Source organism: uncultured Sphingosinicella sp. (assembly GCF_963974575.1).
In the GTDB taxonomy this organism is placed as follows: domain Bacteria; phylum Pseudomonadota; class Alphaproteobacteria; order Sphingomonadales; family Sphingomonadaceae; genus Sphingosinicella.
This window is the reverse complement of record NZ_CAXBBQ010000001.1, coordinates 208,947-229,678: the sequence shown is the minus strand read 5'-3', so window position 1 is coordinate 229,678 and position 20,732 is coordinate 208,947. Positions and strand designations below refer to the sequence as shown.

The following is a 20,732-nucleotide window of genomic DNA, read 5'->3' as shown; positions in this document are numbered from 1 at the left end:
ACGCTATCTCTATATAGTGCATGTGCGCGGCTGAACGATCCCTGAATTTTCAAAGCCCTTTGCCGAGGAAGCCGACGGTGCGTTTCACCTCTACGAGAATCGGTGCCGCGATGGCATCGGCGCGTTCCGCGCCCTTCGCCAGCACGGCGTCGAGGTAGCCCGGATCGGCGCAAAGCTCTCGGAAACGCGCGGTGATCGGCGCCAGCACGCTCACCGTCAGATCGGCGAGCGCGGGCTTGAACGCGCCGAAGCCCTTGCCTTCGAACTCCGTCAGCACCGCCTGCGCGGTGGTTCCGGCAAGCGCCGCGTAAATCGAAACGAGGTTCCGCGCCTCGGGCCGCGACTCAAGGCCAGCCACATCGCCGGGCAGCGGCTCGGGGTCCGTTTTCGCCTTCTTGATCTTCTGCGCGATCGCGTCGGCATCGTCGGCAAGGTTGATGCGGCTCATATCCGAAGGATCGGATTTCGACATTTTCGCGGTGCCGTCGCGCAGCGACATCACGCGCGTCGCCGGGCCCTGGATCACGGGCTCGGGAAGCGGGAACAGCTCGACGCCGTAGTCGGTGTTGAACTTCTGCGCGATGTCGCGGGACAGTTCGAGATGCTGCTTCTGGTCCTCGCCCACCGGCACGTGCGTGGCCTTGTAGCCGAGGATGTCGGCAGCCTGCAGCACCGGGTAGCCGAACAGGCCGACCGAGGCGCCTTCCTTGTCCTTGCCCGACTTTTCCTTGAACTGGGTCATGCGCTGCATCCAGCCCATGCGCGCGGTGCACATCAGGATCCAGCAGAGTTCCGCGTGCATGTGCACCTGGCTCTGGTTGAACAGCACGGCGCGGTCGGGATCGATGCCGCTCGCGAGCAGCGCGGCGGCCATCTCGTGGATGCCCCGGCGTAGCGCTTCGGGCTCTTGCCACAGCGTGATCGCGTGCAGGTCCACGATGCAAAAGACGCATTCGTGCTCGTGCTGCATGTCCACCCAGTTGCGGATTGCGCCCAGGTAATTGCCCAGGTGCAGGTTGCCGGTCGGCTGGATGCCGGAAAAGACGCGCGGTGCGAAAGTCTGTGTCATAGCGCGCCGCCGTTAGGCCCCGCGCGGGCTACTGGTCAAGCGCCGTTGCCGCGTTTCAGCTTGGCGAGGTGTTCGTGGTGAAAGCCGCCGATCGCCCAGAGCGTCCCGAAATAGAGCCCCGCCCCGGTCAGAACGACCGTCGCGAGCGCGCCCGCTCGCGCCAAAGCCCCGCCGGTGAAGGCATCGCCGAGCGTGTTCGTCACCCACCAGAGTCCGGCCGCCATCACGAGCGCCGCGACGAACTGTTTGCCGACGCGCAGGATCACGGCGCCGGTCAGCGTGAAGTGCCCGCGCCGGTGCAGGATCGTGTAGAGCAGCGCGCAGTTGAACCAGCTCGAAACCGCGGTCGCGGCGGCAAGCCCCACGATGCCGAAGCGGTCGATGACGAGGAGGATGACGGCAACGTTGAAGGTGAGCGCGGCTGCGGCCGTTTTCACAGGCGTCTTCGTGTCGCCGCGCGCGAAGAAGCCCGGCGTCAGCACTTTGATGAGCACGTAGGCGGGAAGCCCGGCGACGAGCGCCACGAGCACGCCGGAGGTGACGGCCACATGCTCCGCCGTGAATCGCCCGCCAAGGAAGATCGCCTCGACAATCGGGTGCGCCGCGACGCCCAGCGCCACGGCGGCGGGCAGCGTCAGCAGCATCGAAAGCTCGACCGCCGTGCCCTGCAGCTTCTGCGCGCCGTCCGCGTCCGCGCGCGCAATCAGCCGGCTGAGCGCGGGCAGGATGGCCGTGCCAAGCGCGATGCCGACGACGCCGAGCGGCAGCTGGTTCAGCCGGTCTGCATAATTCAGGAAGCTCATCGCACCCTCTTCGAGTCGCGTCGCGAAGAACGTGTCGATCAGCTGCGAGAGCTGGTAGATGCCCGCGCCGAACGTGGCGGGCACGATGATGCGGCCAAGTTCCTTCACCTTGGGGTCGAGTCGCGGCCAGCGGAGGCGCAGCGTCAGCCCCGCGCGGCGCACCGCCCACAGCAACCATAAGAACTGCACGATGCCCGCCACCGTTACGGCCACGGCGAGCGCCCGCGCGGTTTCCGCATTGTCGCCCGTCGTGCTGCCGAAGAACAGCACGCCGGCGATCAGGCAGATGTTGAGCAGAATCGGCGCGGCGGCGGCTGCGGCGAACTTCGACATCGAATTGAGAACGCCCGACAGCAACGACACGAGGCTGATGAGCAGTAGGTAGGGAAAGGCGATTCGCGTCAGCTCGACCGTCAGCTCGAACTTGCCCGGCACCTCCTTGTAGGCGCTCGCCATCAGCCAGACGACGCCGGGCATGAAAATCTCGAACAGCGCCGTGAAGAGCAGCAGCACGGGCAGGAACACAGAGAGCACGTTCGCCGAGAATCGCTCAGCCGCCTTCCTGCCGCCCGGTCCGTGCAGTTCCTTGCTGAACATCGGCACATAGGCGGCGCTGAACGCGCCTTCGGCGAACAGGCGCCGGAAGATGTTGGGCAGCTTGAACGCCACGAAGAAGGCGTCCGCGCCCGCGCCCGCGCCAAGCAGGCGGGAGAGCAGCATGTCGCGGGCAAAGCCGAACACGCGGCTGACGAGGGTCAGCCCTCCGATGACGCCGACGCTCTTGACGAGCGACATGGTGGCGTTCTCCTGCCTGGCCTCAGGCGTGTCCGATCTCGCCCGACTGGTCTGCCTGCTCCGCCTGCTGCTGGCGGGCGAAATAAAGCTGGGCGAAGTCGATCGGGTCGAGCATCAGCGGCGGGAAACCGCCGTCGCGCGTCGCGTCCGCGAAGATGCGGCGGGCGAACGGGAACAGCTGGCGCGGCGCCTCGACGACGAGGAACAGCTCGAGGTGCTCTTCCGGCACGTTCTGCAGGCCGAACAGGCCGCCGTAGAGCAGCTCGGTGATGAACGCGGTCTTGCCGGTCTCGAAGGTGGCGTTCGCGGAAAGCTTCAGCTCGACCTCATAGACGCCTTCGCCCTGCTGGCGGACACCGACGTTCACGTTGATCTCGATCTTTGGCTGGCCCGCGCCCTGCTGCAGCGATCCCGGCGCGCCGGGATTCTCGAACGACAGGTCTTTCACATACTGCGCCAGGATGCTCACCTGCGGCAGGGCTTCGGCCGGGGCTTCGCCGCCGTTGCCGTTGCCGTTGATGTAGCCTTCGTCGCCCGTTTCGTTCTCGGCCATGATGCAGATCTCAATTCTGTTGGACAGGAATACGGCGGGCTCGCTAGCAGGCGCATGGAACCGGCGCAAGGCAGCGCTGTTCCTTGTATGCGGCCCGGAATAGCCTATCTTAACCGAAAACAGGTTAAGCTGCGTGGACTGTGCGGCGCGGCGCTGTTAAGCAAACGCGTTTGGAAGGGCGCTTGAAGGTAGAATTATGGGCGACAGCAGCGGACTGATCGAGATCGTCGTTCTGGCGATGCTCGCGGGGTTCATCGCCCTTCGGCTGGTCAACGTGCTTGGCCGCCGCACAGGCCATGAAGAGCCCGCCGGCGAAGTCGTGCGCCGCAGCCCGGCAGAACAGCAGACGCCGCCGCGTGCCGGCAGCTACGACCTTCCGCCTGCCGCGCCGCTTGAACTTCCCGCCGACATGTCGCCTGCGCTGAAAGAATCGCTGAACGCGATCGCCGCTGCCGACCCCACGTTCGATCCGGCGCGTTTCGCCGAAGGAGCGAAGGCGGCGTACCGCATGGTGCTCGAAGCCTTCTGGAAGGGCGACGCCGACGCGCTCCGCGATCTCGTCTCCGATGATATCGCCGATCAGTTCGCCGAAGCGATCAAGGCGCGTGAAGAAGAAGGTCTCACCCTCGAAAACCGGCTCGTGTCGCTCGAAAAGGTCGAAATCGTTGCCGCGCAGCTTCGCGGTGCGATGGCGGAGGTAACGCTGCGCTTCGATGCCGATCTCGTCGCCGTCACGCGCGACAAGGCCGGAAACGTCGTCAGCGGCTCGCTCTCGGATGCCGTGCAGTCGCACGATGTCTGGACATTCAGCCGCCACACCGGCGCTGCAGACCCGAACTGGCTGCTCATCGATACAGACGAAGACGCCTGATTACGGCGTCGTTTCGACGAATGCGGATTCCAGACGCCGCCGAAATCCGCTAGCCCTTCGCCTCGTTCAGGTTTGCTGGAGTTTCGCGTGCGTCATCGCTTTTTCCCCGTCCTGCTGCTGCTCGCGATCGCCGCGTGCGCGTCGCCGCGCCCCGTCGCCACGCCCACGGGGCCGGTTTCGCCGGGCGCCGAGCCTGCGCCGACGCCTGCCGCCCCCGCCGGGCCGGCGACAGCCGCCGCGCTCGGCGCGGCGCCGGCCACCTTCGCGGACATTCCGGGTTGGGAAAGCAACGATTTCGCGGCCACCCTCGCCGCCTTCCGCAAATCCTGCCGCGCCGTCACGCGCCGCACCGACGTCAGCGGCCTCACCATCACGGCGGACTGGGAGACGGCCTGCAACCTCGTGCCCGCCGCCACCGATCCGCGCGCGTTCTTCGAGCTGAATTTCACGCCCGTGCGCGTCGGCACCGGCGCGGCGTTCGTCACGGGCTATTACGAGCCGGAAATCGCAGGGTCGCGCACGCGGGGACCCGGCTATCTGGTGCCGATCTACGGGCTTCCGGACGATCTGACGCGCGTCGATCAACCCGATCCGGCGAATCCCGGTCAGATGAAGAAAGCGACCGGCCGCATCGACGAAACCGGCGCCTACCAGCTCTACTGGACGCGCGAGGATATCGACAACGGTGCGCTTTTCGATCGCAACCTCGAGATTGCGTGGGCGGCGGACGAAGTGGAGTTCTTCTTCCTCCAGATCCAGGGTTCAGGCCGCCTGCGCCTGCCCGACGGCAGCGTCATGCGCATCGGCTATGCGGGCCAGAACGGCCGCGAATACGTCGGCATCGGCCGGCGGCTCAGGGAGATGAACGTGCTCGCGCCCGGCGAGGCGTCGATGCAGGGCATCATGCGCTGGCTGCGCGCCAACCCCGAGGATGGCCGCAAGATCATGCACGAGAACAAGAGCTACATCTTCTTCAAGGAACTCACCGGGGAAGGCCCGCTCGGTGCGATGGGCGCGCCTGTCACGCCTGAACGCAGCCTTGCCGCCGATCCGATGTTCGTGCCGCTGGGCGCGCCCGTCTGGCTTTCAACGCGCTACACCGATGTCGATCGCGGCATGAAGCCGTTCGCGGCGCTGATGGTGGCGCAGGATACCGGCGGCGCCATCAAGGGCGCGAACCGTTTCGATCTGTTCTGGGGCGCGGGCGATCGTGCGCGAACCATTGCGGGTGGACTTTCCAGCGAGGGCGCTGCCTTCATTCTGCTGCCGAAAGCGGCGGCGGCGCGGCTTCTCCGTGGCCCGGCGGCCTGAACCGCCTTCGGAGGCCGAAGCCGCACTCTGGGCGAAGGTCACTGCCTCCGTCCGCCCGCTGAAAGCGCGCACCGCACCCCCGCCTGAAACGCCGCGTCCGCGCGTGAACGTCCGTCCGCAGCCGGTCGAGGCGCCCGCAATTTCCCGCGAGCGCGCCGCCGCCGCGCCCGAGGACGCCTCGCTCGACGGCGGCTGGGATCGCCGCATTCGTAAAGGCAGCATAGAGGCCGAGCGCACCGTCGATCTCCACGGCCACACGCAGGACGAAGCCTATGCGGCGCTCGCGGGCGCGCTGGAACGGGCATGGCGCGACGATGTGCGCACGCTGCTCGTCATCACCGGCAAGACCCGTCCCGCCGGGGAAGACGGCCGCCCGCGCGGCGTCATCGCCGCCAATTTCTCCCGCTGGGCCGCGACTCCGGCGCTCAGGCCCTTTATCGCCGCGATCCGCCCCGCGCACCCGCGCCACGGCGGTGGCGGCGCATGGTATGTGATCCTGCGGCGCAAGCGGTAGCTGTACCGTCATCTCCCCCGGTGGCATGATCGGAAACAGGACTCAGGGGAGATCACCGATGAAATCGAAGACGTTCCTGCTGCTTGCCGCCGCGCTGCTTATGCCCGCATTGCCCGTAGAGGCCGCGCCTGCCGCCATCACCGCCGCCGTTGCCGCGAAGGATCGCCCGGCCGACGAAACGAAGCTCGACGAGAGCCGAAAGCCTGCCGAAGTCCTGAAGTTCCTCGGGCTCGAACGCGGTGACCGTGCGTTCGATTTTATGGCCGGGAGCGGCTACTACAGCGAGATCATGGCGCGTGCTGTCGGCCCGAAGGGCGCCGTCGTTGCGTGGAACCCGCCGGGCATCGCCGCGGATGATAAGGCGAAAGCCGCGTGGGCGGGCGTCCGTGCCCGCGTGAAGAACGCTTCGGCATTCGCGATGCCGCTGCCCAGCCTTGCGCTTGCGCCCGCCAGCTTCGATTTCGCGCTGCTGCATCTCGTCTATCACGACACCTATTGGGAAAGCGCCGAATACGGTTTCGTGCGCGTGGAACCGGCGGACGTGCTCGCGAAGCTCTACGGCGCGATGAAGCCGGGCGGCATTGTCGGGGTGATCGATCATGTCGGCCCGGCAAGCGGCGATACGCGCGCCGAGGTCGACAAGACGCACCGCATCGATCCCGCCGTGATCCGCGCCGATTTCGAGCGCGCCGGCTTCGCCTTCGATGGCGAATCGGATGTGCTCCGCGTGTCCGGCGATGACCTCGCGAAGTCGGTGTTCGATCCCACCGTCCGCGGCAAGACCGACCGCGTCGTCTACAAGTTCACCAAGCCGGAAGGCGCCATGGTCTGTGATGTGGAGAAGGCGCAAAGCTTCATCGGCCAGCCCGCCGACGATGCAACCGTCGCGAAGATCAAACAGGCCACCGGCGCCCGCACCGCGCGCGTCGTGCCGCCGAACGGCGCGGTGACGATGGACTTCCGGCCGGACCGGCTGACCATCGCCACCGACGAAGGTGGAAAGATCACCCGCGTTTCGTGCGGGTAATCGACTACAAAATGTACTTCGACAGATCGTTGTCCCGCGTGATGTCGGAAAGCTGCGCGTCCACGTAGGCAGCATCGATCTTCACCGCGGATCCGCCGCGCTCCGAAGCGTCGAAGCTGATCTCCTCGAGTAGCTTTTCGAGCACGGTCTGCAACCGCCGCGCGCCGATGTTCTCGATGCGGTCGTTCACCTGCGCCGCGATCCGCGCAATGGCGTCGATCGCGTCGTCGGCGAACTCGAGGTTCACGCCCTCGGTGCCGATCAATGCTGAATACTGCTTCACCAGCGATGCCTCGGTGTCCGTCAGGATGCGGCGGAAATCCGCTTCCGTCAGGCCTTTCAGCTCCACCCGGATCGGCAGGCGGCCCTGAAGTTCGGGCAGCAGGTCCGAAGGTTTCGCGACATGGAACGCGCCCGAAGCGATGAAGAGAATGTGATCCGTCTTCACCGGGCCATACTTGGTGGCGACCGTCGTGCCCTCGATCAGCGGCAGCAGGTCGCGCTGCACGCCTTCGCGGGAAACAGACCCGCCGCGCACATCGGAAACCGCGATCTTGTCGATCTCGTCGAGGAACACGATGCCGTTCTGCTCGGCGGAGACGATCGCCTCGCGGTTCACCTCTTCCTGGTCGAGCCGCTTGTCGGATTCCTCATTGACGAGCGCTTCCCACGCCTGCCGCACTTTCAGCTTGCGCTTCTTCGTGCGCTGGCCGCCCAGCTTGCCGAACATGCCGCCCAGGTCGATCATGCCGACCTGCCCGGTCATGCCGGGAATCTCGAAGGGCATCTGCGGCGCCTCGTCGACCTCGATCTCGATCTCCTTTTCGGAAAGCTCTCCCGCCAGCAGTTTCTCGCGGAAGCGGTCGCGTGTCGCGCCGCTCGCGTCCTTGCCGACGAGCGCATCGAGAACGCGCGCCTCGGCAGCCTGCTCGGCCTGCTCGCGCACGCCCTTGCGCTTCTGTTCGCGGACCAGGCGGATGGCCTCCTCCACCAGATCGCGGATGATCTGCTCGACATCGCGGCCGACGTAGCCGACCTCGGTGAACTTGGTGGCTTCCACCTTCAGAAACGGTGCCTCGGCGAGCTTCGCGAGGCGGCGGCTGATCTCGGTTTTGCCGCAACCCGTCGGCCCGATCATCAGGATGTTCTTGGGGCTCACCTCGTCGCGCATGTCTTCGGGCAGCTGCTGGCGCCGCCAGCGGTTGCGCAGGGCGACCGCGACTGCGCGTTTCGCGTCGTTCTGGCCGACGATATAGCGGTCGAGCGCCGCCACCACGTCCTTCGGGGTCAGCGCCGCGATGGTCTCGGCGGGTCGGATGGGAGCTTCGACGTTCATTGGGCCGCCTCCAGTGTTTCGATGGTGAGGTTGTTGTTGGTGAAGACGCAGATTTCGGCAGCGATCGCCATGGCCTTCTTCGCCACGTCGTCCGCCGAAAGCCCGTCGATGTCGACCAGCGCCCGCGCGGCGGAAAGCGCGTAATTGCCGCCCGATCCGATCGCGGTCACGTTGTGCTCGGGCTCCAGCACGTCGCCCGTGCCGGTCAGCACCAGCGTCACCTCGCGGTCGGCGACGATCATCATCGCCTCCAGCCTGCGGAGGTAGCGGTCGGTCCGCCAGTCCTTGGCGAGTTCCACCGCCGCGCGCTTCAGCTGGCCGGGGAAGCGTTCCAGCTTCGCCTCCAGCCGCTCGAAGAGCGTGAAGGCGTCGGCGGTCGCGCCGGCGAAGCCGCCGATCACGCTGCCGTCGCCAAGGCGGCGCACTTTCTTCGCGTCGCCCTTCATCACGGTGTTGCCGAGGCTGACCTGCCCGTCGCCTGCGATCACCACCTTGCCGTTCTTGCGCACGGCGAGGATGGTCGTGCCGTGCATCACCTGTTCAGCCATGTTGGAAAGTGTCTTTCATCAGGATGTGAGACTGTTCATCCGTTGATATAGGGAGAGAAAACCACGCTTCAATTCCGCCCCCGGGAGACCGTCATGAGGATCGCCACCGTTGCCGTGCTGTTTGCGCTCGCCGCGTGCGGCGATACCGCGACGCTGAAGGTGGAGGACGGCACCGGCACCGATCCGAAACTTCCACAGCCCGTTGAGACACCGATTCCAACGATCAACATCGCGGACGCGAAGCCCTGGGCGGCGGGCGAGGCGCCGGTCGCTGCCGAGGGTTACGCCGTCACGTCTTTTGCCGAAGGGCTTGCGCACCCGCGCTGGCTCTACCGGCTGCCGAACGGGGATATCCTCGTGGCAGAATCGAACAAGCCGCCGCGCCCCGTGAAGGGCATCATGGGCCGTATCGAGGCCTACATTATGGGGAAAGCGGGCGCAGGCGCACCGTCCGCCGACCGCATCACATTGCTCCGCGACGCGGACGGCGACGGTGTTGTGGACACGCGCAGCGCGTTCCTTGCCGAAGGTCTCGGCTCGCCGTTCGGTATGGCGCTCGTCGGAGACCGCTTCTACGTCGGCAACTACGCGGACATCCGGGTCTGGCCCTACGCGGAGGGTGCCGCGGCGCTCGCGGGCCCCGGCACGAAGCTCGTCGACCTGCCGAGCAAGGGTGAGAGCACTGGGCACTGGACGCGGAACCTGCTGGCGAGCCCGGACGGCAGCAAGCTCTACGTTGCGGTCGGGTCCGTCTCCAACGCCGCGGAAGGCGGCATGGATGTCGAGGACGGCCGCGCCGCCATTCACGAGATCGACCTCGCGACCGGCACGTCGCGCATCTTCGCGAGCGGCCTCCGCAATCCCGTCGGCATGGACTGGAACCCTGTTACGAAAGAGCTGTGGACCGCCGTCAACGAACGCGACGCGCTCGGCAGCGATCTCGTGCCCGATTACATGACGAGCGTGAAGGACGGCGGTTTCTACGGCTGGCCGTACAGCTACTACGGCCAGAACGAAGACGCCCGCCCAAAGCAGAAACGCCCCGATCTTGTCGCAAAAGCCCTCAAGCCCGACTATGCGCTAGGCCCCCACACGGCGAGCCTCGGCCTTGCCTTCCTGCCCGATGGCAGCGGCGCGTTCGTCGGCCAGCACGGCTCGTGGAACCGCAAGCCCCGCTCGGGCTACAAGGTGATCTTCGTGCCGTTCGCGGGCGGAAAACCGGCCGGAATGCCGCGCGATATCCTCACCGGTTTCCTCGTCGGGGACCATGCGAAGGGACGTCCCGTCGGCGTCGCCTTCGATCGCACCGGCGCGCTGCTGGTGGCGGACGACGTCGGCGGTCGCATCTGGCGCGTAACCGGTCCCGCCCTCAAGAACCTTGAGCCCGCCGCCGAACCCGCTATAGCGCCGGAATGACTTCGCGCACCGCAAGCATCGTCCGCAAGACGAACGAGACCGATATTCGGGTCGAGGTGAACCTCGACGGCACTGGCCAGTATGAGATCGAAACCGGCGTCGGTTTCTTCGATCACATGCTGGAGCAGCTTTCGCGCCACTCGCTCATCGATGTGAAGCTCATCTGCAAGGGCGACCTTCATATCGATCAGCACCATACGGTGGAGGATTGCGGCATCGCGCTCGGCGAGGCGATCAACAAGGCGCTGGGCGAAAAGCGCGGCATCCGCCGCTACGGTGACGCGCTCTCGCCGATGGACGAGGCGCTCACCCGCGTCGCGCTCGACATTTCCGGCCGCCCCTTCACGGTCTGGAACGTCTCGATCCCGCAGCCGAAGCTCGGCGAGATGGATACAGAGCTGTTTCCGCACTGGTTCCACAGTTTCGCGGGCAGCGTCGGCATGACGCTGCATATCGAGCAGCTTTCGGGCGAAAATTCACATCATATTATTGAATCCTGTTTTAAGGGTCTGGCGAGAGCCTTGCGCACGGCGACGGAGATCGATCAGCGCAAGGCGGACAGCGTGCCGAGCACCAAAGGCGTTCTCGGCGGCTGACCGGACGCTCTGAAGCATCGCGTGAAAAAGCGATGCGACAACAAAGGTAGATCAGGCACAGGCACGGTATGGCGGAACGGATTGCAGTCATCGATTACGGCGCGGGCAACCTGCGCTCGGTGGCGAAGGCGCTGGAAGCGGCCTCGAACGAGATCGGCGTCGCCGTGCAGATCGTCGTCACGGACAGCCCTTCCACGGCATCGCAGGCGGACCGTATCGTCCTTCCGGGCGTCGGCGCCTTCGGCCAGTGCGCGACGTCATTGCGCGCGATCGAGGGCATGGAGGATGTGCTGAACGAGGTCGTGCTCGTGAAGCAGCGCCCGTTCCTTGGTATCTGCGTGGGTATGCAGCTCCTCGCCAAGCGCGGTGAGGAAAAGGGCGTCCACCAGGGCCTGGGCTGGATTCCGGGCAAGGTCGTGAAGCTCGATCCGCACGATCCGAACCTCAAGATTCCGCACATGGGCTGGTCGCCCGTCTCGATGAAGCTCGCGGGCATCAACCACGAAGCGCTTCGTCATATCGAAGACGGCGGCGAGGCCTATTTCGTGCACAGCTTCCACTTCGATTGCACCGATCATTCGCACCTGCTCGCCACCTGCGACTACGGCGGGCCGGTCACGGCGATCATCGGCCGCGACAATATTCTCGGCGCGCAGTTCCACCCGGAAAAGAGCCAGCATTACGGTCTCTCGTTCCTCGCCGCGTTTCTGGGCTGGACGCCGTAGATTCGGTGGGGCTAATGCAGCCCCGCAATGTCCTTCACGATCTTCCCAGCCATTGACCTCAAGTCCGGTCAGGTGGTGCGTCTCGCCGAGGGCGATATGGCGCGTGCCACCATCTATTCCGATGATCCCGCCGCGCAGGCGGCTGTGTTCGCGCGCGGCGGCGCCGCGTGGCTGCACGTCGTCGATCTCGACGGTGCCTTCGCGGGCCGCAGCGTCAACGGCGATGTGGTCGCGCGAATCGTCGCTGCCTTTGCCGGCAAGGTGCAGCTCGGCGGCGGCATCCGCGATATGGCGGCCGTCGAAAGCTGGTTCGCGCGCGGCGTCGCGCGCGCCGTCATCGGCACCGCGGCGCTCAAGGACCCCGATTTCGTGAAGGCCGCCGCGAAAGCGTATCCGGACCGGATCGTCGTCGCCGTCGATGCGAAGGGCGGCATGGTCGCCACCGAAGGCTGGGCGGAAGCGTCAGACATGCCGGTCGCCGATCTCGCCCGCCGGTTCGAGGACGCGGGCGTCGCCGCCGTGCTGTTCACCGATGTCGGCCGCGATGGGCTCCTGAAGGGCGTCAATCTCGAAGCGACGCACGCGCTCGCAAAGGCGCAGACGCTCCCCGTCATCGCCAGTGGCGGGGTCGCGGGCGAGGCTGACATTCACGCCTTGAAGGCGATCGCGGCGGACGGCATCGCGGGCGTCATCTGCGGCCGCGCGATCTATGATGGCCGTCTCGATCTCGGCCGAGCGCTCGCCATCGCCGCATGAGCGCCGTGCGAATCATCCCCTGTCTCGATGTGGCGAACGGCCGCGTCGTGAAGGGCGTCAACTTCGTCGATCTGCGCGACGCCGGCGATCCGGTCGAGGCCGCGAAGGCCTATGACGCGGCCGGCGCCGACGAAATCTGTTTCCTCGATATCACCGCGACGCACGAGGATCGGGGCACGCTGCTCGAGATCGTGCAGCGCACGGCGGACCAGTGCTTCGTGCCCCTGACCGTCGGCGGCGGCGTCCGCTCGGTGGAGGATGCACGCGCGCTGCTGCTCGCGGGCGCCGACAAGGTCGCGATCAACAGCGCCGCCGTGCGCGATCCCGGCGTTGTCACTGCGCTCGCTGAACATTTCGGCTCGCAGTGCGTCGTCGTCGCCATTGATGCACGCCAGTCCGGCCTCGGCCGCTGGGAAATCTTCACGCACGGCGGCCGTAAGGCGACCGGCATCGATGCGCTCGAATTCGCGCTCATGGTCGTCGAAAAGGGTGCGGGCGAGATCCTGCTCACGTCGATGGATCGCGACGGCACCAAATCGGGGTTCGACCTCGCGCTCACCCGCACCATCGCCGATTCGGTGCCTGTGCCGGTGATCGCCAGCGGTGGCGTCGGCAATGTGGCCCATCTCGTCGAAGGCGTGCGCGAGGGCCATGCCTCCGCCGTGCTTGCCGCCTCGATCTTCCACTTCGGCGACGTGACGATAGGCGAAGCGCGCGCGGCGATGCGCGCCGCCGGGATCAGGGTGCGAAACCGTTGACGCCTCGCGCCGCCAGCGTCAGGGTCGCGGCATGACCGCAACGCTCGAACGTCTCGCCGCCATCGTCGCTTCGCGCCGCGCCGCCGATCCTGCTGAAAGCTATGTCGCGAAGCTCTTCGTGAAGGGCCGTGCCAAGATCGCGCAGAAGGTAGGCGAAGAGGCTGTGGAGGCCGTGATCGCCGCCATGAAGGATGATCGCGAAGGGCTGATCGGCGAAAGCGCGGACCTGCTGTTCCACCTCTCCGTCCTCTGGGCGGACGCGGGTATCACGCCCGACGACATCGATGCCGAGCTTGCCCGCCGCGAAGGCGTGTCGGGCATCGCCGAGAAAGCCGCCAGAAAAGCCGGAACGGGAGAGTGACTTTGGGCGTCGAAACGCTGGAGCCATACGACGACAACAACATCTTCGCGCGCATCCTGCGCGGCGAGATTCCGGCGCGGAAGGTCTATGAAGACGACCACGCCTTCGCCTTCCACGACATCAACCCGCAGGCGCCGACGCATGTGCTGGTGATCCCGAAGGGGCGTTACGTAAGCTGGGCGGACTTCTCGGCGAAGGCGCCGGACGCCGAAATCGCCGGTTTCGTGCGCGCGGTGGGCGCCGTGGCGCGCGAGCTGGGCATCGAGGAATCGGGTTATCGCCTGCTCGCCAACGCCGGGTCCAATTCGCATCAGGAGGTACCGCACCTCCATGTGCATATCTTCGGCGGTAAAAAACTTGGGCCGATGCTCGTGACCGCCTGAACGTCTCCTGCTTTTCGCGCTGAATCGCGCGCTTTTCAGTTTGTCGGCGCCGCGAAAGCCGCTAGACCACGCAACATTGTTTCAGCCTCGGTCGGGGAGCGGGGCGCGTTTTCTGGGGGGAGTCCCGAATGATATTTGGTCGTGTCAAACCGCTCGACGCCATTCTGGCGACGGCGCAGAAGAAGTCGCTGCACCGTTCGCTTGGCGCGATACAGCTGACGCTGCTCGGCGTCGGCGCCATCATCGGCACGGGTATTTTCGTGCTGACGTCGGAGGCGGCGCAGAAGGCCGGCCCTGGCATGATGATCAGCTTCGTGATCGCTGGCGCGGTCTGCGTCGTCGCGGCCCTCTGCTACTCCGAAATCGCCTCGATGCTGCCCGTTTCGGGCTCCGCCTACACCTATACCTATGCCGTCATGGGCGAGCTTCTCGCCTGGATGGTCGGTTGGGCGCTGGTGCTTGAATATGCGGTCGCGGCGAGCGCCGTCTCGGTCGGCTGGTCGGGTTATTTCGTCGGACAGATCAAGGGCTGGTTCGGCATAGACCTGCCGATTGCGCTGATATCCGGCCCTTATGTGCCGGGCGGCATCATCAACCTCCCCGCCGTCGTTATCGCGCTCCTCATCACGGGCCTTCTAATGCTCGGCACCACCGAAAGCGCGCGCGTCAACGCTGTTCTGGTTGCCATCAAGGTCACCGCGCTCACCGCCTTCGTCATTCTCGCGCTGCCGGTGATGCAGATGGAAAACTTCACGCCGTTCGCCCCGCAGGGCTGGTTCGGTTCGGGTGGCGCCGGCGTCGTCGGCGCGGCGGCCTCCATCTTCTTCGCCTATGTCGGTTTCGATGCCGTCTCGACGGCGGCTGAGGAGACCAAGAACCCGCAGCGCAACGTGCCGATCGGTCTCATCGGTTCGCTCGCCATCTGCACGGTCTTCTACATGCTTGTTGCCGCTGGCGCGATCGGTTCGCCACTCGGTTCGCAGCCCGTCACCTCGGCGATGGGCGAATGGCTGGCGCCGGGTTCGGCCGAGCTTGGCGCGCGCTGCACGACGCTGCTGGCGGCCGGTCAGGAACCGCTCGCCTGTTCGAAGGAAGCGCTAGCGCATGTGCTGCGCGAAGTCGGCTATCTCAACGTCGGTAACCTCATCGGCCTGGCCGCCTTCCTTGCGTTGCCGTCGGTCATCCTCGTCATGCTGTTCGGCCAGACACGTATCTTCTTCGTGATGTCGCGCGACGGTCTCCTGCCGGAGAAGCTGTCGACCATTCACCCGAAGTGGAAGACGCCGCACGTCATCACCATGATCACCGGCCTTGCCGTCACGTTCACCGCTGCTTTCCTGCCGGTGGGCAAGCTTGCCGACATCGCCAACGCTGGCACGCTGTTCGCATTCATGATGGTGGCGATCGCGGTGATGCTGCTGCGCAAGCGCGATCCGAACCGCGTGCGTCCGTTCCGCACCCCGGCGCTGTGGCTGGTCGGTCCGCTCACGGTGATCGGTTGCGTGTCGCTCTACTTCGCGCTGCCGTTCGATGCGAAGATCGTCCTGCCGCTCTGGGGCGGCATCGGCCTTTTGCTCTACTTCGCCTATGGTTACCGCAAGAGCCATGTCGGCCGCGGCCTCATTGAGGTCCACGAAGCCGACGCCGATGTGCCGCCGCAGCCCGTGCCCCCGATGCCGGGCGCGCCGACACCCGGAGGCAAGCAGGCCTGATACGGATCGGCCCGGTTCTCACCAGAACCGGGCCGAACTGTTTTCAGCCCAGCCGTTTTGCGACAAGTGCGGCGAGATCGGCTTCGGGCCGCGCGCCGATGTGGCTGATGATTTCGGCGGCGGCCACCGCGCCCATCACCGCGCAGTCGCCGAGCGCGCGACCTTCGGAGAAACCCGCGAGAAAGCCGCCCGCGAACAGATCGCCCGCGCCCGTGGTGTCGACAACGCGCGCGGCGGGCTCGGCCGGAATCGTGATCGCTTCGTCCTTCGTCAGCACGAGCGCGCCTTTCTCGGAGCGCGTGATGATGCTCACCTCGCAGGCGCCGCGCTGCGCCGCGACCGCCGCATCGAAGTCGTCGGTCTCGTACAGGCTCTTCAGCTCGTTCTCGTTCGCGAACAGGATATCGACGCCGCCGTGCGCGAGGCGCAGGAAGTCCGCGCGGTGCCGCTCCACACAGAACACGTCCGAAAGCGTGAACGAGACGCGGCGTCCGTTCGCGTGCGCGACCTCGCAGGCCTTCGCCATCGCCGTGCGCGGCTCGGCGGCGTCCCACAGATAGCCTTCCAGGTAGGTGAGCGGGCTCGCGGCGATCAGGTCGTAGTCCACGTCCGCCGCGCTCAGCATCGCGCTCGTGCCAAGGAAGGTGTTCATCGTGCGCTGTGCGTCCGGCGTCACCAGGATCAGGCAGCGACCCGTCGGCGTGTCATCCGCCGCGTAAGGCGTTGTGAAGTCCACGCCCGAAGCGCGGATATCATGCGCGAATACCTCGCCGAGCTGGTCGCTGGAAACGCGCCCGATGAAGTTCACGCGCCGGCCCAGTGCCGCCATGCCGACCGCGGCGTTGGACCCTGATCCGCCCGAAACCTCGCGCCCCGGCCCCATGCTCGCATAAAGCCGCGTCGCCTCGGCGGTGTCGATCAGCCGCATCGATCCCTTGTGGAGGGCGTTTTCGGTAAGGAAGGCATCATCGGCGGACGCGATCACGTCGACAAGGGCATTGCCGATCACGACGATGTCGTAAGCGCTGGTCATCGGGCTGTTTCACCTGCGAAGAACGGAGAAAGCCGACCCCTAGCCGCGCGTCTCGCCGTCCGCAACCTTCGGTGCTAGTCTTGGCGAATGCTCGCCGAACTGCCGCGCGTCTTTGCCCAGCTCCCCGACCGGCGCTTCGTCGCCGTGTTCCTGAAATCCATCGCGCTGACGCTCCTCGTCCTCGCGGGCGTCTGGTACGGCCTCGATAGCTGGCTCAGCGGCAGCAGCGCACCGCCGCTGCCGCTGTGGATGCAGCGTTACTGGGCGGATGCGGCGGATTGGGCGGCACTACCCGTCGTCATCATTGGCGGCTGGTTCCTGTTCCCCGGCATCGCCACCGGCGTCATGGGCCTGCTTCTCGATGGTGTCGTCGATGCCGTGGAAGACCGCCACTACCCGCACGCGATGGCGCATCGCCGTGTGCCGATGGCCGGGGCTGGGCTGCTCGCGCTTGCGTCCGCCCTGCGCGTCGTCCTGTGGAACCTCGCACTCGCGCCTGTCTACGTAGTGTTGCTGTTCACCGCAGTCGGCCCGCTCATCCTCTTCACCGCCGTCAACGGTTGGCTGATGGGCCGCGACCTCCTCGAAATGGTCGCCGTCCGCCACATGCCGCGCGCCGAGGCGTCGGCGCTGATCGCGTCAAACCGTGCGCTCCGCCTGCGGCTGGGCTTCACTGCCGCGCCCTTGTTCCTTGTCCCTGTGCTCAACCTGTTCGCGCCGATCATCGCTGCTGCGCTCGCCGCGCACGCGTTCCAGATCCTCGGCAAGCGCTGAAAGCCCCCAGCGCGCCGCCTCGCGCACCAGTTCCGACGCATCCTCCGTCAACCGCTGCAACACCGGCGCTGCACCTGCAGACCCGCTGTTGCCGAGCGCGATGGCGACGTTGCGCACGAAACGGTCGCGTCCCACGCGCTTGACCGGCGACCCGGCGAACACCTGCCGGAACCCCGCGTCATCGAGCGCGGCGAGCTCCGCGAGGCGCGGCGCGGTCAGCTCGGTGCGCGGCTGGAACGCGGCCTCGGCGGAGGCCTTCGCGAAGCGGTTCCACGGGCACACGGCAAGGCAATCATCGCAGCCGTAGATGCGGTTGCCGATCGCACGGCGGAATTCGTGCGGGATCGGCCCTTTCAGCTCGATGGTGAGGTACGAGATGCACCGCCGTGCGTCGAGGCTGTAGGGCCCTGTGAACGCCGCCGTCGGGCAGGCACGCTGGCACGCGTCGCACGATCCGCAGCGGTCGACGTGCGGCGCATCGGGCGTCAGCGCCAGCGTCGTGTAGATCGCGCCCAGGAACAGCCAGCTCCCATGTTCGCGGCTCACGAGATTGGTGTGCTTGCCCTGCCAGCCGATCCCGGCTGCGGCGGCGAGCGGCTTCTCCATCACCGGCGCGGTATCCACGAACACCTTCACCTCGCCCTCGCCCGCCGCTTCGAGCAGCCAGCGCGCCAGCGTCTTCAGCCGCGCCTTGATCGTGTCATGATAGTCCTGCCCCTGCGCGTAGACGGAGATCACACCGATCTCGGGATGGTCCGTATGGCGCAGCGGATCGAGCGCGGGCGCATAGCTCATGCCGAGCATGATGACGGACTGCACCTCGCCCCACAGCGCGCGTGGGCTTTCGCGGCGATCGGCCTTTTCCGCCATCCACAGCATGTCGCCGTGGCAGCCCTCCGCGATCCACGCCTTCAGCCGCGCGCCTGCGGCAGGGGCGGCGTCGGCGGGCGCGATGCCGATCGCGGAAAACCCCAGCGCTGCCGCTTTGGCGTTCAAGCTTTTCAAGATTTTGTTCGTATCCACCCGCTATTCATAGCATCGTACGGGGCGTGCGTGTGAAGGATCGGGTTGTTGGAATACGCCATCGAAGCTGAAGCCCTGTCGAAACGCTTCGGCGAAAAGCAGGCGGTCGCTGGCGTCGACCTGTCCGTGCCCAAGGGCGCCATCTACGGCTTCCTCGGCCAGAACGGCGCGGGCAAGACGACGACGCTGCGGATGCTGCTCGGGATTCTCGAGCCCGACGGCGGCACGCGCCGCCTGCTCGGCTCTGATCGGCCGCTCTCGGTCGCCGCGCGCGTCGGCTACCTCCCCGAAGAGCGTGGCCTCTATCCGGCGATGACAGCGCGCGAAGCCATCGCCTACGTCGGCGCGCTGCGCGGCCTGAAGCTCGGTGAGGGCCGTCTTCGCGCTGACGAATTGCTCGCCGCGCACGGCCTCGGCGACGAGGCGAACGCGCGCATCCGCACCTTCTCGAAAGGTATGGCGCAGAAGGTGCAGCTCCTCGCCACCTTCGTGAACCGCCCCGATCTCATCGTGCTCGACGAGCCCTTTTCGGGCCTCGATCCCGTGAACCAGCAGGATCTTGAAAACATGATCCGCGCCGAGCGTGCGCGCGGCGCGACAGTCCTGTTTTCCACGCACGTGATGGCGCACGCCGAGCGCATGTGCGACGGCCTCGTCATCATAGCGCACGGCCGCACGCGCTTTTCGGGCAGCGTCGATGCGGCGCGCGCGCACCTGCCCTCGCGTGTCGTCCTCGTGACCGAACGGCCGCTTGCCGAACTTCACGCGCTGCTGCCGCCGGGAAGCACGGTCGATATCCTGCCCCGGGGCGCAACCGAGACCGGCAACGCCTATCGCTTCCCCTTGCCGCCGGGCGGGATCGAGCCGCTGCTCGCGCGCCTGATAGAAACGGGCAGCGGGATCCGCGACATGCACATCGAGCGCCCGACGCTGCACGACGCTTTCGTGGCCATCGTCGGGGAAACCGATGTGCCCGCCGAAACGCGGGAAGCGGCATGATCCGCGCAACGTTCGTCATCGCCCGCCGCGACATCATGGCGACGATCCTGTCGCGCGGTTTCCTTGTCTGGTTGGCGATGCCGGTGATCGGCCTTGCCTTTGCCGTTTTCGCGTCGATCGTCGGCGGGCCGCGCGCACCGGCCACGGCGTCGCAGACGGTCGCGGTGATCGATCCGGCCGGAGATTTCGCGCCGTGGATGCAGGCCGTCGCGGCGCGCGAGCGAACGCGGAACGCTTACGAGCGTCTGCGCACCAGCAACAAGGATACGGGCGCGTTCGCAAGACCCGCTGCGCTGCTCACCGATGCCGAACTCGATGCGCTGGCGAAGCGCGAGGATATCGGGGCGATCGCCGCACTCGGTGCACAGTCCTTCACGGAGGTCAGCGCGGAGGCGGATCCGAAGGCGCAGGCACACCGGCTGCTGCTCGCGCGCAACAGCCGCTTCGGTGCCGCGCTTGTCGTCATGCCTGATGGGCTTCTGCTTTTCACCGGCGACAAGGCCCCCGCTGCCGAACGGATACGAACCCTCGCGGGCCTGGCGTGGACCAAGCGCGCGCTCGCGGCGGAAGGCCTTGCCGCCCGTGTCGAAGCGGTCCGCGCCGCCCAGCCTGATGTTTCCGTCACCGTCCTTGATGAAGGCGTGGCGCCCGCCGGGCGCAAGGGCGCGCCGATCCTCGCCACGGGTGCGGCCACCGTGCTCTTCGCGCTCATTTCCCTGCTCGCGGGCGCGCTCCTCTCCAACATGGTCGAAGAAAAGTCGAACAAGATCATAGAGGTGCTCGTCGCCGCCGTGCCGATTCCGGCGATCTATGCGGGCAAGCTCATCGCCATGCTCGCGGTGTCGCTCATCGGCGTCACCGTTTGGGGTCTGCTCTTCGGCGGCGGCTTCATGGTGGCGGCGGCGCAGCTTCCCGCCGGGCTCCTCCCGACCCCGCCGCGCGGCTGGCCGGAGCTGCTTGCGCTCGGCCTCGCCTATTTCACCTGCGCGTACCTAATCTACGGCGCGATCTACCTCGGCATCGGCAGCCTTTGTTCCACGATCCGCGAGGTGCAGACGCTGTCGATGCCCGTCACCATCCTGCAGATGGTGATCCTGATTTCCACGCTGGGCGCGCTCGCGAATCCCGGCGGCCTCTGGCACCAGTTCGTGTCGTGGTTCCCGCTGTCAGCGCCCTACATGATGCTCGGACGCGCCGCAGCGGGCACGGAGCTCGGCATCCATCTGGCATCGATCGCCTGGCAGCTCGCGTTCGCGGCGCTGGTGATCGCCTTTGCCGCGCGGCTGTTCCGCTACGGCGTGCTGCGCTCAGGCCCGCCGCCCAGCTTGCGCCAGCTGGCGGGCCTGAAACCGAAAGCGGTTTAACGGAT

21 protein-coding genes and 1 pseudogene are annotated in these 20,732 nt (G+C 66.5%); 15 read left to right on the top strand and 7 right to left on the bottom strand.

What is annotated here, in order from left to right:
* Nucleotides 1–49 precede the first annotated feature (49 nt).
* Genes trpS through secB form a run of 3 tightly spaced genes read right to left on the bottom strand, consistent with a single transcriptional unit; the run spans nt 50 to nt 3,220 of the window.
* Nucleotides 50–1,069 (bottom strand): tryptophan--tRNA ligase, encoded by a 1,020-nt coding sequence (gene trpS / locus AAC014_RS01190; protein WP_339703153.1) that lies wholly within the window; start codon nt 1,067–1,069, stop codon nt 50–52.
* Nucleotides 1,070–1,104: 35 nt separating this feature from the next.
* Nucleotides 1,105–2,667 (bottom strand): murein biosynthesis integral membrane protein MurJ, encoded by a 1,563-nt coding sequence (murJ, locus tag AAC014_RS01185; protein ID WP_339703150.1) that lies wholly within the window; start codon nt 2,665–2,667, stop codon nt 1,105–1,107.
* 22 nt (nt 2,668–2,689) lie between these two features.
* Nucleotides 2,690–3,220, bottom strand: a complete 531-nt coding sequence (secB, locus tag AAC014_RS01180) for a protein-export chaperone SecB (protein WP_339703147.1) — start codon at nt 3,218–3,220, stop codon at nt 2,690–2,692.
* A gap of 214 nt (nt 3,221–3,434) precedes the next feature.
* On the opposite strand from secB, the gene AAC014_RS01175 reads away from it, so the two are divergent.
* The 4 genes from AAC014_RS01175 to AAC014_RS01160 all read left to right on the top strand — a co-directional run bounded on the left by AAC014_RS01175 (nt 3,435) and on the right by AAC014_RS01160 (nt 6,943).
* Nucleotides 3,435–4,091, top strand: coding sequence for a Tim44/TimA family putative adaptor protein (locus AAC014_RS01175; RefSeq protein ID WP_339703945.1), 657 nt, complete (start codon nt 3,435–3,437; stop codon nt 4,089–4,091).
* Nucleotides 4,092–4,178: 87 nt separating this feature from the next.
* Nucleotides 4,179–5,402 (top strand): MltA domain-containing protein, encoded by a 1,224-nt coding sequence (locus tag AAC014_RS01170; RefSeq protein ID WP_339703145.1) that lies wholly within the window; start codon nt 4,179–4,181, stop codon nt 5,400–5,402.
* On the top strand, nt 5,386–5,916 hold the full coding sequence (locus AAC014_RS01165; protein ID WP_339703142.1) for a Smr/MutS family protein: 531 nt from the start codon (nt 5,386–5,388) through the stop codon (nt 5,914–5,916). Before AAC014_RS01170 ends, AAC014_RS01165 begins: the two co-directional genes overlap by 17 nt.
* 58 nt (nt 5,917–5,974) lie before the next feature.
* Complete coding sequence (locus AAC014_RS01160) at nt 5,975–6,943, top strand: I78 family peptidase inhibitor (RefSeq protein WP_339703139.1); 969 nt, start codon at nt 5,975–5,977, stop codon at nt 6,941–6,943.
* Nucleotides 6,944–6,947: 4 nt separating this feature from the next.
* Here AAC014_RS01160 and hslU read toward each other — a convergent pair whose 3' ends face one another.
* Together hslU and hslV are read right to left on the bottom strand one after the other, a co-directional pair.
* Nucleotides 6,948–8,279, bottom strand: a complete 1,332-nt coding sequence (gene hslU / locus AAC014_RS01155) for an ATP-dependent protease ATPase subunit HslU (RefSeq protein WP_339703136.1) — start codon at nt 8,277–8,279, stop codon at nt 6,948–6,950.
* Complete coding sequence (gene hslV / locus AAC014_RS01150) at nt 8,276–8,827, bottom strand: ATP-dependent protease subunit HslV (RefSeq protein ID WP_339703133.1); 552 nt, start codon at nt 8,825–8,827, stop codon at nt 8,276–8,278. Before hslV ends, hslU begins: the two co-directional genes overlap by 4 nt.
* Before the next feature lie 93 nt (nt 8,828–8,920).
* Here hslV and AAC014_RS01145 point away from each other — a divergent pair, with 93 nt between their 5' ends.
* The 8 genes from AAC014_RS01145 (at nt 8,921) to AAC014_RS01110 (ending at nt 15,534) form a co-directional block, all read left to right on the top strand.
* Nucleotides 8,921–10,243: a sorbosone dehydrogenase family protein gene (locus AAC014_RS01145; RefSeq protein ID WP_339703130.1), complete on the top strand. Its 1,323-nt coding sequence runs from the start codon at nt 8,921–8,923 to the stop codon at nt 10,241–10,243.
* Nucleotides 10,240–10,839 carry an imidazoleglycerol-phosphate dehydratase HisB gene (gene hisB, locus AAC014_RS01140; protein WP_339703127.1) on the top strand — a complete coding sequence of 200 codons (600 nt, stop codon included), beginning with the start codon at nt 10,240–10,242 and terminating at the stop codon, nt 10,837–10,839. Before AAC014_RS01145 ends, hisB begins: the two co-directional genes overlap by 4 nt.
* Nucleotides 10,840–10,907: 68 nt before the next feature.
* Entirely contained in the window at nt 10,908–11,564 is a 657-nt protein-coding gene (gene hisH, locus AAC014_RS01135; RefSeq protein ID WP_339703124.1) for an imidazole glycerol phosphate synthase subunit HisH, read from the top strand.
* Between the two features lie 27 nt (nt 11,565–11,591).
* A complete protein-coding gene (gene hisA, locus AAC014_RS01130; RefSeq protein ID WP_339703121.1) occupies nt 11,592–12,320 on the top strand; it encodes a 1-(5-phosphoribosyl)-5-[(5-phosphoribosylamino)methylideneamino]imidazole-4-carboxamide isomerase in 729 nt (242 codons plus the stop codon).
* A complete protein-coding gene (hisF, locus tag AAC014_RS01125) occupies nt 12,317–13,078 on the top strand; it encodes an imidazole glycerol phosphate synthase subunit HisF (RefSeq protein WP_339703118.1) in 762 nt (253 codons plus the stop codon). Before hisA ends, hisF begins: the two co-directional genes overlap by 4 nt.
* A gap of 31 nt (nt 13,079–13,109) precedes the next feature.
* Nucleotides 13,110–13,439 carry a phosphoribosyl-ATP diphosphatase gene (locus tag AAC014_RS01120; RefSeq protein WP_339703115.1) on the top strand — a complete coding sequence of 110 codons (330 nt, stop codon included), beginning with the start codon at nt 13,110–13,112 and terminating at the stop codon, nt 13,437–13,439.
* A gap of 2 nt (nt 13,440–13,441) precedes the next feature.
* Nucleotides 13,442–13,822 carry a histidine triad nucleotide-binding protein gene (locus AAC014_RS01115; RefSeq protein ID WP_339703943.1) on the top strand — a complete coding sequence of 127 codons (381 nt, stop codon included), beginning with the start codon at nt 13,442–13,444 and terminating at the stop codon, nt 13,820–13,822.
* Between the two features lie 128 nt (nt 13,823–13,950).
* Nucleotides 13,951–15,534: an amino acid permease gene (locus AAC014_RS01110; protein WP_339703112.1), complete on the top strand. Its 1,584-nt coding sequence runs from the start codon at nt 13,951–13,953 to the stop codon at nt 15,532–15,534.
* Between the two features lie 43 nt (nt 15,535–15,577).
* On the opposite strand, the gene AAC014_RS01105 is transcribed toward AAC014_RS01110, so the two are convergent.
* Nucleotides 15,578–16,567, bottom strand: a complete 990-nt coding sequence (locus AAC014_RS01105; protein WP_339703109.1) for an adenosine kinase — start codon at nt 16,565–16,567, stop codon at nt 15,578–15,580.
* Nucleotides 16,568–16,654: 87 nt separating this feature from the next.
* Between AAC014_RS01105 and AAC014_RS01100 the strand changes: the two are divergent.
* Nucleotides 16,655–17,227 (top strand): annotated as a pseudogene (locus AAC014_RS01100) (EI24 domain-containing protein); the annotation flags it as partial.
* Here the strand turns inward: AAC014_RS01100 and queG are convergent.
* Nucleotides 17,207–18,349, bottom strand: a complete 1,143-nt coding sequence (gene queG / locus AAC014_RS01095) for a tRNA epoxyqueuosine(34) reductase QueG (protein ID WP_339703941.1) — start codon at nt 18,347–18,349, stop codon at nt 17,207–17,209. The pseudogene AAC014_RS01100 and the gene queG sit on opposite strands and share 21 nt — an antisense overlap.
* 60 nt (nt 18,350–18,409) lie before the next feature.
* On the opposite strand from queG, the gene AAC014_RS01090 reads away from it, so the two are divergent.
* Both AAC014_RS01090 and AAC014_RS01085 read left to right on the top strand, forming a co-directional pair.
* The gene (locus tag AAC014_RS01090; RefSeq protein ID WP_339703106.1) at nt 18,410–19,363 is read left to right on the top strand and encodes an ATP-binding cassette domain-containing protein; all 954 of its coding nucleotides are present in this window, start codon (nt 18,410–18,412) and stop codon (nt 19,361–19,363) included.
* Nucleotides 19,360–20,727, top strand: coding sequence for an ABC transporter permease (locus tag AAC014_RS01085; protein WP_339703103.1), 1,368 nt, complete (start codon nt 19,360–19,362; stop codon nt 20,725–20,727). The genes AAC014_RS01090 and AAC014_RS01085 overlap by 4 nt, the downstream gene beginning before the upstream one ends.
* Nucleotides 20,728–20,732 lie beyond the last annotated feature (5 nt).

Coding starts and splice junctions, on each gene's coding strand:
- trpS (WP_339703153.1), bottom strand. CDS start 1,069: ATGACACAGACTTTCGCACCGCGCGTCTTTTCCGGCATCCAGCCGACC.
- murJ (WP_339703150.1), bottom strand. CDS start 2,667: ATGTCGCTCGTCAAGAGCGTCGGCGTCATCGGAGGGCTGACCCTCGTC.
- secB (WP_339703147.1), bottom strand. CDS start 3,220: ATGGCCGAGAACGAAACGGGCGACGAAGGCTACATCAACGGCAACGGC.
- AAC014_RS01160 (WP_339703139.1), top strand. CDS start 5,975: ATGAAATCGAAGACGTTCCTGCTGCTTGCCGCCGCGCTGCTTATGCCC.
- hslU (WP_339703136.1), bottom strand. CDS start 8,279: ATGAACGTCGAAGCTCCCATCCGACCCGCCGAGACCATCGCGGCGCTG.
- hslV (WP_339703133.1), bottom strand. CDS start 8,827: ATGGCTGAACAGGTGATGCACGGCACGACCATCCTCGCCGTGCGCAAG.
- AAC014_RS01145 (WP_339703130.1), top strand. CDS start 8,921: ATGAGGATCGCCACCGTTGCCGTGCTGTTTGCGCTCGCCGCGTGCGGC.
- hisB (WP_339703127.1), top strand. CDS start 10,240: ATGACTTCGCGCACCGCAAGCATCGTCCGCAAGACGAACGAGACCGAT.
- hisH (WP_339703124.1), top strand. CDS start 10,908: ATGGCGGAACGGATTGCAGTCATCGATTACGGCGCGGGCAACCTGCGC.
- hisA (WP_339703121.1), top strand. CDS start 11,592: ATGTCCTTCACGATCTTCCCAGCCATTGACCTCAAGTCCGGTCAGGTG.
- hisF (WP_339703118.1), top strand. CDS start 12,317: ATGAGCGCCGTGCGAATCATCCCCTGTCTCGATGTGGCGAACGGCCGC.
- AAC014_RS01120 (WP_339703115.1), top strand. CDS start 13,110: ATGACCGCAACGCTCGAACGTCTCGCCGCCATCGTCGCTTCGCGCCGC.
- AAC014_RS01110 (WP_339703112.1), top strand. CDS start 13,951: ATGATATTTGGTCGTGTCAAACCGCTCGACGCCATTCTGGCGACGGCG.
- AAC014_RS01105 (WP_339703109.1), bottom strand. CDS start 16,567: ATGACCAGCGCTTACGACATCGTCGTGATCGGCAATGCCCTTGTCGAC.
- AAC014_RS01085 (WP_339703103.1), top strand. CDS start 19,360: ATGATCCGCGCAACGTTCGTCATCGCCCGCCGCGACATCATGGCGACG.